Annotated in this window: 11 protein-coding genes and 1 pseudogene; 9 read left to right on the forward strand and 3 right to left on the reverse strand. The window is 64.3% G+C overall.

Translation table 11 applies throughout. The features are described 5' to 3' along the window. From RMO25_RS08195 to RMO25_RS08210, 4 genes are all read left to right on the forward strand, one after another. Positions 1-1,201: AAA family ATPase (locus RMO25_RS08195; RefSeq protein ID WP_309662116.1), on the forward strand; the 1,201-nt coding region annotated here is incomplete at its 5' end. A gap of 67 nt (positions 1,202-1,268) precedes the next feature. Then, positions 1,269-3,335: a S9 family peptidase gene (locus tag RMO25_RS08200; protein WP_309662117.1), complete on the forward strand. Its 2,067-nt coding sequence runs from the start codon at positions 1,269-1,271 to the stop codon at positions 3,333-3,335. Positions 3,336-3,417: 82 nt separating this feature from the next. Further along, a complete protein-coding gene (locus RMO25_RS08205; protein ID WP_309662118.1) occupies positions 3,418-5,127 on the forward strand; it encodes a M28 family metallopeptidase in 1,710 nt (569 codons plus the stop codon). Positions 5,128-5,182: 55 nt separating this feature from the next. Continuing rightward, complete coding sequence (locus RMO25_RS08210; protein WP_309662119.1) at positions 5,183-5,818, forward strand: glutathione S-transferase family protein; 636 nt, start codon at positions 5,183-5,185, stop codon at positions 5,816-5,818. 21 nt (positions 5,819-5,839) lie between these two features. Here RMO25_RS08210 and RMO25_RS08215 read toward each other — a convergent pair whose 3' ends face one another. Continuing rightward, entirely contained in the window at positions 5,840-6,640 is an 801-nt protein-coding gene (locus tag RMO25_RS08215; protein WP_309662120.1) for a dienelactone hydrolase family protein, read from the reverse strand. A gap of 45 nt (positions 6,641-6,685) precedes the next feature. On the opposite strand from RMO25_RS08215, the gene RMO25_RS08220 reads away from it, so the two are divergent. From RMO25_RS08220 to RMO25_RS08230, 3 genes are read left to right on the forward strand one after another with little or no spacing between them, the layout of a single operon-like run. Beyond that, positions 6,686-7,030 carry a hypothetical protein gene (locus tag RMO25_RS08220; RefSeq protein ID WP_309662121.1) on the forward strand — a complete coding sequence of 115 codons (345 nt, stop codon included), beginning with the start codon at positions 6,686-6,688 and terminating at the stop codon, positions 7,028-7,030. 31 nt (positions 7,031-7,061) lie between these two features. Beyond that, on the forward strand, positions 7,062-7,667 hold the full coding sequence (locus RMO25_RS08225; RefSeq protein ID WP_309662122.1) for a DUF937 domain-containing protein: 606 nt from the start codon (positions 7,062-7,064) through the stop codon (positions 7,665-7,667). Between the two features lie 34 nt (positions 7,668-7,701). Beyond that, positions 7,702-8,097, forward strand: coding sequence for a DUF3597 domain-containing protein (locus RMO25_RS08230; RefSeq protein WP_309662123.1), 396 nt, complete (start codon positions 7,702-7,704; stop codon positions 8,095-8,097). A gap of 81 nt (positions 8,098-8,178) precedes the next feature. Here RMO25_RS08230 and RMO25_RS08235 read toward each other — a convergent pair whose 3' ends face one another. Then, positions 8,179-8,919, reverse strand: a complete 741-nt coding sequence (locus RMO25_RS08235; RefSeq protein WP_309662124.1) for a Bax inhibitor-1/YccA family protein — start codon at positions 8,917-8,919, stop codon at positions 8,179-8,181. Between the two features lie 186 nt (positions 8,920-9,105). On the opposite strand from RMO25_RS08235, the gene thpR reads away from it, so the two are divergent. Then, entirely contained in the window at positions 9,106-9,645 is a 540-nt protein-coding gene (gene thpR / locus RMO25_RS08240; protein ID WP_309662125.1) for an RNA 2',3'-cyclic phosphodiesterase, read from the forward strand. On the opposite strand, the gene RMO25_RS08245 is transcribed toward thpR, so the two are convergent. After that, positions 9,642-11,621: a S9 family peptidase gene (locus RMO25_RS08245; RefSeq protein WP_309662126.1), complete on the reverse strand. Its 1,980-nt coding sequence runs from the start codon at positions 11,619-11,621 to the stop codon at positions 9,642-9,644. The genes thpR and RMO25_RS08245 overlap by 4 nt on opposite strands. Before the next feature lie 216 nt (positions 11,622-11,837). Here RMO25_RS08245 and RMO25_RS08250 point away from each other — a divergent pair. Further along, positions 11,838-12,245 (forward strand): annotated as a pseudogene (locus RMO25_RS08250) (excinuclease ABC subunit A); the annotation flags it as partial.

Raw genomic sequence — 12,245 nt, forward strand, 5'->3', positions numbered from 1 at the left:
CTACACCGCCGACGCGATCAAAAGCGCAGTCGAACTCTCGGCCCGCTACATCCACGACCGCAAGCTGCCCGACAAGGCGATCGACGTCATCGACGAGGTCGGCGCGATGCAGATGCTGGTGCCGCCGTCGCGCCGCAAGAAAATCATCACCACCAAGGAGATCGAAGCGGTGGTCGCAACCATCGCGCGCATCCCGCCGAAATCGGTGTCGGCCGACGACAAGCAGGTGCTCGAGCATCTGGAAACGGACTTGAAGCGCGTCGTGTTCGGCCAGGATTTGGCGATCGAGAAACTGGCCTCGGCGATCAAATTGTCGCGCGCCGGCCTGCGCGAACCCGACAAGCCGATCGGCAACTATTTGTTCTCCGGACCCACCGGCGTCGGCAAGACCGAAGTGGCGCGGCAATTGGCTTCGGTCCTCGGGATTCCCCTGCAGCGCTTCGACATGTCCGAATATATGGAGCGCCATTCGGTCAGCCGACTGATCGGCGCGCCGCCTGGCTATGTGGGCTTCGACCAGGGCGGGCTCCTGACCGACGCGGTCGACCAGCATCCGCACAGCGTGCTGCTATTGGACGAGATCGAAAAAGCGCACTCCGATTTGTTCAACATCCTGCTGCAGGTCATGGACCACGGCAAGTTGACTGATCACCACGGCAAGACCGTCGATTTTCGCAACACCATCCTGGTCATGACCACCAACGCCGGCGCGTCCGACATGGCGCGGGATTCGATCGGCTTTGGCGCCATGGATCGCGAGGACGCGCAGGAGGATGCGGTCAAGAAGATGTTCACGCCCGAATTCCGCAACCGGCTCGATGCGATCGTGCCCTTCTCGTATTTGCCGCCGGCGGTGGTTGCCCGCGTGGTCGACAAGTTCATCCTCCAGCTCGAGCTTCAGCTGGCCGACCGCAACGTCCACATCGATTTGGACGATGAGGCGCGCGCCTGGCTGACGACCCGCGGATACGACAAGCTCTACGGCGCCCGCCCGATGGCGCGGCTGGTGCAGGAGAAGATCAAGCAGCCGCTGGCCGAGGAATTGCTGTTCGGCAAATTGGTCAACGGCGGCGAGGTCAAGGTCCGGATCAAGGACAACGCCCCGGCGTTCGAGATCACGCCGGCCCCGCCCAAGGTCAGCCGGGCCAAAGCCAGGGCCGCGACCAAGGTCAAGGTCAAGGATCCAAAAGCCAAGGCGTGATCCGCAGTAGGGACTTGCGCGGCGAGGCGCTTTCCGCCTTTCTCCCCGATCAATCCGGGAGGAATTCATGACGACTTGGCGATTCGCGTTGGCCGCGCTGGCCGTGGGATGTTCGACGGCCGCGCTGGCGGCTCCCGCCGGTGGCCCCAACGCGACCTTCGCCGGCCGAGACTTGTTCGACCTGTCGGTCGCCAGCGATCCGCAGATCAGCCCCGACGGGCGCCGCATCGCTTATGTCCGGCTGGCCAACGACATCATGACCGATCGCGCCCGGGCCAGTATCTGGCTGATCGACACAGCGACCGGGCAACAGGCCCCGCTGGTCACGGGCACCGGTTCCCACAGCAACCCGCGCTGGTCGCCCGACGGCACCCGCCTGGCATATGTGTCGACGACCGAAGGCGGCGGCGCGCAACTGTTCGTCCGCTGGATGGCCGGCGGCGAGACGGCGCGGGTTACTGGTCTGCCTGACAGCCCCGATTCCATCACCTGGTCGCCCGACGGCCGCCGCATTGCCTATGGCATGTTCGTTCCCGACGACTGGATGACCCTGGGCAAGGCGCCAGCCAAGCCCGAAGGAGCGAAATGGGCCGACCCGCTCGAAATTATCAACGCCGTCACCTATCGCGCCGACGGCGCCGGCTATCTGAAGCCCGGCTATAGCCAATTATTCTGGGTGCCGGCCGATGGCGGCGCGCCGCGCCAATTGACCTTTGGCGCGACCAATGCCGGCGGCCCAATCTCCTGGACCCCCGACTCCCGCGCCATCCTGTTCAGCGCCAACTTGTCGAAGGATTGGGAACGCCAGCCGTTGGAAAGCGAAATCTATCGCTTGTCGATCGACGGTGGCGCCCCGGTTGCGCTGACCGGCCGCGTCGGCCCCGACAATGCGCCACTGGTCTCGCCCGACGGCCGGCAGATCGCCTGGACCGGCTTCGACGATCGGCAGCTTGGCTACCAGAACAGCCAGCTGTCGGTGATGAACCTCGACGGCTCGGGCAAGCGAGTGCTGACCGCCGGCCTCGACCGCGCGGTTGGCAATCCGCTATGGGCAGCCGACAGCCGGTCGATCTATGTCAGCTACGACGAGCACGGCAGCGTACGCGTCGCGCGCGTCGGCCTCGATGGCGCCGTTCGCACCGTCGCCACCGGCCTCACCGGCAGCGGCCTCGACCGGCCATATAGCGGCGGCGATTTCAGCCTCTCGCGCAATGGTCAGGTCGCGCTTACCGTCGGCGACCCGACCCGACCGTCCGACGTCGGCATCACGAGCGGTACTGGCGCCGTGCGCCGGCTGACCGATCTCAACTCCAGCCTGCTCGGCGGCAAGGCGCTCGGCAAAGTCAACCAGCTGCCGGTAACCTCGAGCTTCGACCAGCGCCCGATCGACGCCTGGCTGGTGACGCCCCCCGGGTTCGACCCGGCGCGCAAATATCCGTTAATCCTCGAAATTCATGGCGGCCCGTTCGCCGCTTATGGCCCGACTTTTTCGACCGACGATCAACTCTATGCCGCCGCCGGTTACGTCGTACTCTACACCAACCCGCGCGGCTCGACCTCCTACGGGGAGGCGTTCGCCAACAAGATCGACAAGGCCTATCCCGGCCACGATTACGACGATTTGATGAGCGCCGTCGATGCGGCGATTGCGACCGGCTACGTCGACCCCGCCAATCTGTTCGTGACCGGCGGCTCGGGCGGCGGGGTGTTAACCGCGTGGATTGTCGGCAAGACCGACCGCTTCCGCGCCGCCGCCACCCAGAAGCCGGTGATCAACTGGTCGAGCTTCGCGCTGACGTCGGACGGCGCCATCGTCTACTCGCCTTACTGGTTCGCCAAGAAACCGTGGGAGGATCCGCAGGGCTATTGGGCGCGCTCGCCGCTTAGCCTGGTGGGCAACGTCAAAACCCCGACGCTGGTGGTGGTCGGCAGCGAGGATTATCGCACACCCGACAGTGAAGCCGAGCAATATTACACGGCCCTCCAGCTGCGCGGCGTGCCGACCGCCTTCGTTAAGGTCCCGGGCGCCAGCCACGGCGGCATTGCCTCGCGCCCGTCGCAGTCGGCGGCCAAGGCATCGGCGATCATCGCCTGGTTCGACAAATATCGCGGCAAGGCACAACCGGCACCGTAATCCCGGCCGCCCAAAGGAAACCCTTTCCGGCCCGGTTCGTCGTGCCTAATGGACGGCCATTCGATCAGGAGATGGTATCAAAATGACTCGCATCCATTTGTTTGCGGCCAGCGCCCTGGCGCTGGTCGCCGCCCCTCTCGCCGCTCAGCCCGCCGCCACCTTCAGCCCGCAGCGATTGGCGCACCATGTGCAAATCCTCGGCTCCGACGCCTTCGAAGGCCGTGGCCCGGCAACCGCTGGTGAAACCAAGACGGTCCAATATCTTACCGATCAACTGCGAGCGTCCGGCGTTCAGCCCGGCGGCGACCTCGTCAACGGCAAGCGGCAATGGACCCAGGCGGTGCCGCTATTGCGTTCGGAATTCATCGCCAACCCGCAAGTCAGCGTCGCCATCGCCGGCAAGCAAATCGCGTTGACGCAAGGCGAGCAAATCGCCGTACGCGCGCCGACCAATGGTGAAAAAGCCATCGCCATCGCTGACGCGCCGCTGGTGTTCGTCGGTTATGGCGTCAAGGCGCCGGAAAGGAATTGGGACGATTTCAAAGGCGTCGACGTTCGCGGCAAGATCATCGTTCTATTGGTCAACGATCCGGACTTCGAAGGCGCGACCACTGATCCAATGCGCGGTGACTTTGGCGGCAAGGCGATGACCTATTACGGCCGCTGGACATATAAATATGAAGAAGGCGCGCGGCAGGGCGCCAAGGGCGTTCTCGTCATCCACGAAACCGATCCGGCCAGCTATGGTTGGGCAACGGTCAAGAATTCAAACACCAACGCGATGTTCGATATCGTTCGCCGCGACCCGGCGGCCGTGCATCCGCTCCTCGAAGGCTGGATCCAGCGCGATCTCGCCGCGCAGCTCTTTGCCGCTTCCGGCACCAGCTTTGAAGCGATGAAGGCGGCTGCCAGGCGCCGCGACTTCCGGCCCGTCTTGCTGAAGGCGAGCCTCAATGTGCGCGGCGACGCGCGGACCGACGTCATCACCTCGCACAATGTCGTCGGCATCGTCCCCGGCAAGACACGCCCCGACGAAACCGTGATCTACACTGCCCACTGGGACCATCTCGGCATCGGCCTACCCGACGCCACCGGCGACCGCATCTACAATGGCGCGATCGACAATGGGACCGGGCTTGCCCAACTCATCGAGCAGGCGCGCGCCTTTGCCGCCGGGCCGCGGCCGCAGCGCTCGGTTGTGTTCCTGGCTGTCACGGCCGAGGAAAAAGGCCTTCTCGGCAGCGAATATTATGCCGCCAACCCGCTTTACCCGATTGGCAAAACGGCGGGCGTCATCAACACCGACGTGCTGGGCGTGCTGGGCCCGGCGCGTGATTTCTCGGTCCGCGGCAATCAGAAATTCGGTCTGCTCGACCTGCTCATCGAAGAAGGGGCGAAGCGCGGGCGGCGCTTCTCGCCAGACCCGCGCGCCGCCGCCGGCACCTTCTATCGATCCGACCACTTCACCATGGCCAAGGCTGGTGTCCCGGCGCTGACCTTCACGCCCGGCGAGGATCTGCTCACCGGCGGTGTTCCGCGGGCCAGGGCATGGGCCGAAAATTACACGTCGAAAATGTACCACCAGCCGGCCGATGAATATTCGCCGGACTGGGACTTCAGCGGCATGGCGAAAGACGCCGAGCTACTGCACGGTGTCGGCTGGCGGCTGGCCAACAGCAAGGATTGGCCCAACTGGAGCGACGACAGCGAGTTCCGCGCCAAGCGTGACGAGACAGCTGGCGAACGCGGCGGAACGGTAACCCAGCCAGCCAGTCGCGGCGAACGCGGTTGAGCCGACACTGAAGATGCGCTAGTTCTTGCTTTGTTCTCGCACAAAGGAGAGTCGAATGGCCGATCTCATATTCTACACCAACCCCCAGTCGCGCGGGCAGACCGTCCGCTGGATGCTCGAGGAGGTCGGCGAGCCCTACGAGACCGTGATTCTCGATTACGCCACCACCCTCAAGCAGGAACCCTATCTGTCGATCAATCCGATGGGCAAGGTCCCGGCGATCCAGCACAACGGCCGGGTGGTGACCGAAGTCGCGGCGATCTGCTGCTACCTCGCCGACGCCTTCCCGCAGGCCAATCTGGCGCCGCCGCCCGCCGACCGCGCCGATTATTACCGCTGGATTTTCTTCGCTTCGGGTCCGATTGAGGCGGCGTTCAGCAACAAGGCGGCCGGCTGGGAACCGGATGCCGAAAAACAGCGGATGTTCGGCTATGGCTCGTTCGATCGTGCCATCGCCACGCTGGAAGCCAATCTGGCCAAAAAGCCGTTCATCACCTGTGATCGGTTCACCGCCGCCGATCTGTTCGTCGGCGCCATGGTCGGGTTCATGCTGCAGTTCAAATTGCTCGAACCGACGCCGGTGTTCACCGATTATGTCGCCCGGGTCACCGACCGCGATGCCTATCGCCGGGCCAAGGACATCGACGCCGCTTTGATCGCCGCCGCCCAGCCACAGCCCCAGCCCGCCTGACCCGCGCGGCTGGCGCTGCGATCAGACTAGTCGCGTGCGATAGAGACGCAGCAGTTCGGCCCAGGCTCGCTCGGCCGACGGCTGGTCATAGGTCTGGCTGCCCGGGACGCACCAGCCATGGTCGGCGGGAAAAACCTCGACCACCGCCCGCCGTTTGGCCGCGGCGAAGCTCGCCTTCAATATGCCCTTCGCGTCGGGCTGCTTCTGGTCATCGTTGCGCGCGATCGCGACGACGAAGCTCGCTTTGGTTTTCGGGATGAGCAAATGCGGGCTGCTCGCTTCCTTGGTCACCAGACCGCCGCCATGGAAGGTGCCGACCGCGCGGATACGGTCCGACCGGACGGCGGCGGTTTGAAAGGCGAACGGGCCGCTGAAGCAATAGCCTTGCACCCCGGCCCCCTTGCGGCGGTTGGTTGCCCTCTGCCGGTCGAGGAAAGTAATGAATGCCGCCGCATCTTTGGCGATCCCGGCGTCAGTCAAGGTCGCCCGCAAGCTCATGATCGCGTCGCGCTGTTTGGGGTCGTTGAAGTCGAACGCGCCGGTAACGACCGGGGCGCGCCTGGTCCGGTAAAAAGGGTTCGGGACCAGCACGGTGTACCCGGCTGCCGCCAACCGGCGCCCCATGTCGCGGAACGCCGGCCTGAGGCCAAGGATATCGGGCCACATCAGCACGGCGGGCCAGGACCCCGCCCCCGCCGGATGGAACATCGCCGCATCCGCCATACCGTCGCCGGTCCGGACCATCACGTCCCGTTCCGTCACATTGGCGGCCACCGTCGCGCTCGGCAGGCCGGCGACCGCGGCGACCGATGAAATCGTCAAGATAGCCGATCGGCGGGTCAAAGACGTGTCGGCAACATATCCCTGATGGTTGTCGTCATCACACATCAAAACCTCCCGATCGCTTGGCGCACGCTGTCTTCTACCAATGTCCCGGCGGACCGCCAATCGTCGCAATGCCGGGTTGCTTCCCCGGTCCGCCAATGTCGGCCTGGTCCGTTGAACCCTATGCCACGGGCACCATTGACTTATCCCATCAAAGGCATTGAAGGCGCCTGGGTGCAGGACACCAAGAGGATCGTCAGTGACAACCGCGTCACCATTTGGCGCGTCACCATTTGGCGCATCACGCTCAAAATTTCGTTCGTCGTCATATCGCTGCCTGACGCGTTTGCTTTTGGACTCACGACCGGCACGCCGGCATACTCGTGAATGACTTTGCCATGGAGCAGGAGTGACTTCGATGGATATCAATCAAATGCTGCAGCAGACCAATGCGATCGGCGCGATCTCGCGCGAGCTTGGTATTGATCCGGCAACCGCCGAGGCGGGCGCGGCGGCGCTGATGCCGTCGATTCTGTCGGGTATCCAGCAACCCGCGGCGCCGGCGGCGCTTGCTCCAGCCGATCAATCGGCGGACGTTGGCTCGGCTTCGGCGCTCGGCGGACTGGGCGGCCTCGGCAGATTGCTCGAGACCATCAGCAGCCTTGGTGGCGGCGCCCTGCTCGACAATGTCACGTCGAACGAACCGACCGAAGTCGACAAGGGCAACCAGATCCTCGGCCAGATCTTCGGCTCGAAAGACGGCAGCCGCGCCGTCGCCGCCCAGGCAGCCGCGCAGTCCGGGGTCGAACCGTCGCTCCTGAAAAAGATGCTGCCGATGCTGGCCATGGCGGCGGCCGGCTATGTGATGAAAAATGCCTCCCACGGCGAAGGCGGCCTCGGCGGCATGCTCGGGGGTTTGCTCGGCGGCGAACCGGCGACGCACGCCGGTGGCAAGCACGCGTCGCAGCAGGAAGATATTCTGGGGAGTCTGATTGGAGCGGCGGGGAAATACCTGGGTCGCTGAGCGCCGGGGGGCGGATCAACCAAGGAGACCGACAATGAGTATTTTCAGTCGCATCAAGGACGCGGTCTTCGGCCACAAGACCGTCGCCACTACCCCGGCGCCCGAGCCAGTGCCGGCCGGTGGCGAGATTGCGCAATCGCAGCCCGCCCCGACCCTCGAGCAACCGCAAACGGTCGATGTCGAGCAGGTCCTCACCAGCATCGCCGCATCGAAGGGCAATCCCGACCTCAACTACCGGACCTCGATCGTCGATCTTCTCAAGTTGCTCGACATCGATTCGGACCTTGCCAACCGTGAGGAGCTGGCCACCGAGCTCGGCTATACCGGGGTCAAGGACGGCAGCGCCGAAATGAATATCTGGCTGCACAAGGAAGTCATGCGCCAACTCGCCGCCAACGGCGGGACTGTACCGGCAAGCATGCTCGACTAACGCCCTGAGCTAAGCGCCCAAAAGAAAAGGGCCGGCGGATCGCTCCGCCGGCCCTTCCTTTTTTGTCGACCTGGCGAAGCCTTAGCGGCGGTCGCCCATGAACCTTAGCAGGAACAGGAACATGTTGAGGAAGTCGAGGTAGAGGTTGAGCGCACCCATGATGACGGTCTTGCCCATCATGTCGGTGCCGGCGACATAATCGTACATGCTCTTGATCTTCTGTGTGTCGTAGGCGGTCAGGCCAGCGAAAATCAGCACGCCCAGCGCGCTGATCACCAGGCCCATGCCCGGTGACTGCAGGAACATGTTGATCACCATCGCCACGATCAGGCCGACGACGCCCATGATCAGGAAGGTGCCCCAGGCGCTCAGATCCTTCTTGGTCGTGTAGCCCCACAGGCTGAGGCCGGCGAAACCGGCCGAAACCGCGAAAAAGGTCTGCGCGATCGACGTGCCCGTATAGGCCAGGAAGATCGTCGACATCGACAGGCCCATCACCGTCGCGAACGCCCAGTACAAAAGCTGGAGCGTGCCGGTCGACATCCGGTTGAGGCCAAAGCTCATCGCCATGACGAAGCCCAGCGGCGCCAGTGTAACGATCCAGCCCAAGGGGTTCATGCCCGTCCCGGCCTGGTTGAACAAAGCGTTCTGGGCATAAGGCGCGAACAGCATCGCGACGATGCCAGTCAAGAGCACGCCCGACGCCATATAATTGTACACTGACAGCATGTAGGACCGCAGGCCCACATCGCGGGCGGCGTGCGGAACACTGACAGCGGCAGCATTCACGGCCGGCTGACGCGGGTCGAAGGGGTTTGCCATCTCATCTCCTTTGCGTAGGGCGAAATGCCCTTCACACCCGGGATATATCGTGGATGCCCGAGGCGACTTCAAGCGAAACACGACAAGAGGGCTCGATGCCGTCTTTGCGAGAAGCCGAAGGTGACGCGGCAATCCAACGACCTCGAGCGGATTGCTTCGTCGCTTTGTTCATCGCAATGACCCAGCATGCACCGCCTGTTCGTCGCTATCCGCCCGCCCGCCGCCGTCCGCGATCTGTTGATCGACGCGATGGCGAATTCGCCCGCATTGCGCTGGGTCGGCGACGATCAATTGCATTTGACCCTGCGCTTCATCGGCGAAGTCGACCGGCCGCTCGCCGACGACATCGCCCTCGCGCTGACCCGCATTCGCTCGGATCCGTTCGAAATCAGCGTCAGCGGCGTCGGCCTGTTCGAACAGCGCAGCCGCGGCGCCTTATGGGCCGGCGTCCAGCCCAGGGAACCGGTCGCCGCGCTCGCCGCCAAGGTCGAACGCGCCTGCGTTTCAGACGGCCTCGAGCCCGAGCATCGCGCCTTCCACCCCCACATTACGCTGGCTCGCGGCAACCGCCACAGCGCCGCAGCCGCCCAGACTTTTCTTGAGCGCAACCGAGCCCTCGCCGCGCCGCCATTCGCGGTGACCAGTTTCACCCTCTACGAAAGCCACCTCTCCCGCCACGGCCCGCATTATGAGGCGGTCGCGGAGCACCTCTTGCGCCGTGCCTAGCGCGCGCCTTTCAAATATTTGTCGAACCACTCAACCGTGCGCTTCAACGAATCCTGCTGATTCTCGCGTTTGTAGAAGCCGTGGCCTTCTTCCGGATAAAAGACCGAGTCGACGACATTGCCTTTGGCCTTCAACGCCTCGACGACCTGCCGCGCCTGCCCGGCGGGAACGCGAATATCGTTCTCGCCCTGCTGGACAAGGAGCGGGGTTTTGACCGCATTGATATAGGTCAGCGGCGATGACGCGTCGTAGACCTTGGGAAAGTCCGTCGGCGTGCCGAGCAGGCTCTTCTGATAGGCTTGGAGCAAGGCGTCCTCGTGCAGCCACATCGTGCGCCAGTCGATGATCCCGAACAGCGACACCGCCGCGGCGAAGGCATCGGGCGCCCGGCCGATCGCCATCAGCGTCATATATCCCCCGTAAGAGCCGCCGGTGATGCCGACCCGTTTGGAATCGACGTAGCCCGAATCGAGCAGGAATTGCTTGGCCGCGAGCTCGTCCTTGAGATCGCCGCCGCCGAGATCCTGGTAATTCGCTTTCTGGAAGGCGAGCCCGTAGCCGGTCGACCCGCGCGGATTGGGCTGGATGACAAAATAGCCGCGGCTGGCGAGCGCGGTCGCGGTCCGGCTGAAGCTATCGGTAGTCTGCCCGGTCGGACCGCCATGCGGAAACACCACCGCCGGATTGGACCCGTCGCGCTTGAGGTTGAACGGCAGCGTGACCACGGCGCTGACCGGCGTCCCGTCAAAACTGCGATAGGTGACGATGCGCGATTTCGGCAGATGATCGGGCACCAGGCTCGCCATGGCGAGATGCGTGACCGGGGTGCCCCGCCCGGCGGCGATATTGAACGACTGCAGCTCAGCCGGGCTATCGGCTCCCGAATGATTCACCAGCAAGCGGCGCGAATCCGGCGTGAACGGCTGCGTTCCAACGGTCTCGTTGACCCCGGTCGGCAAGGCCAGCGGCCGCTCGGCGAGCGTTGCCAGATTGACCAGCTCGAGCCTTTGACGCCCATCGTCGCTGACGGACACAACCATCGATCGGCCATCGGGACTCACCGCCCCGCTCACCTGCTCCCATGGCGTCGGCTTGAGCGTTCTGATCAATCCCGGGCGCGACTGGAAGACCGCCGCGTGCAATTGCTTGGTGGTTTCATTGGTGGTCAGCGCGATCGTCGCGCCATCGCGCGTCGCGCCCGTCGCCTGATAGACGACTCCGGCCTTGCCCAGCAGCCGCACCGCCTTGCCGGTTGCGGCATCGACCCGCCAGACCTCGCTTGCCGTCTCGTCGGCAAAGCTTCGGTTAGCGATCATGGCGCGGCCGCCGACGATCCAGGCGACCGGGCTCCAGCGCCATTGCGAATCGCTTTCGTCGGTCAGTGAACGGACTTTTCCGGTGGCCAGGTCCATGACCGCGAGGTTGAGTTGGCCGGCGCTGCTCCGCTTGGTCGAAAACACCATCGCCCGGCCATCGGGCGCCACGAGCGGCGAGGATTCGCGCAAATCGGGCGTGTTGGTGAGGTTGCGAACCGCACCCCCCGCCGTCGGCACCGCATAGACGTCATATTGCTCGTTGCCGCCCTTGTCCTGGGTGAAATAAAGCGTGCGGCCGTTCGGCGCGGTGGCGAATCCCGCCTGATTGTCGTCCGACTGGGTCAGCTGGATAGGCCAGCTACCGGCGGCGTCGGCGCGCCAGATGTTGTAACGGCCGGTGAGGTTGGTCGACACGAACAATTGCCTGCCATCGGCGCTCCAGCTGGCGTCGAGGGCGCTACGCGAAAAGACGAGATCGTCGATCGGCACCGGGGCCGCCTGCGGATCGCTCGGCGAAACGATGCTTCGGGGATCGGTAACCGGTCGCGCCGGCGTGGCGATTTGTGCCGCCGCCGACACCGCCGCCAGCGCGCTCGACGCGGCCAACAGGGTGGCCACAGCGCGCACGCCGTCGCGGAACTTCGAACGCCGATTGGTCATGACAATCCCCCTGGCCTGTAATGTGATTCTCTTGCGACGGCAGGGCTGCCGCGCCCGCGGCCATCATCAATTACCCGGCGGCAGGCGTCCAGCCCCTATCGAGGAATGCCGCCGACGGTTGCGCGGCGCGGCCCCAGCACCCATCTCTTTATTCGCCGCGTTGACCTTCGCGTGGGCCTTGCATAATTAGAACATAGCTGGAACAAACGCCCGATCATGCTTACTCACATATCCGTCCGCGGCGCGCGCGAGCACAACCTCAAGGGCGTCAACGTCGAGATCCCGCGCGAGAGCCTAACGGTCATCACCGGCCTGTCCGGTTCGGGCAAATCGAGCCTCGCCTTCGACACCATCTATGCCGAGGGTCAGCGCCGCTATGTCGAAAGCCTGTCGGCCTATGCCCGCCAGTTCCTCGAGATGATGCAGAAGCCCGATGTCGAGCATATCGACGGCCTCTCCCCGGCGATCTCGATCGAGCAAAAAACGACCAGCCGCAACCCGCGCTCGACCGTCGCCACGGTGACCGAGATCTACGATTACATGCGGCTGCTGTGGGCGCGCGTCGGCGTGCCTTACTCGCCCGCCACCGGCCTCCCCATCTCCGCCCAGACCGTCAGCCAGATG

The sequence above is a fragment of the Sphingomonas sp. genome, from assembly GCF_031361285.1.
In the GTDB taxonomy this organism is placed as follows: Bacteria; Pseudomonadota; Alphaproteobacteria; order Sphingomonadales; family Sphingomonadaceae; genus Sphingomicrobium.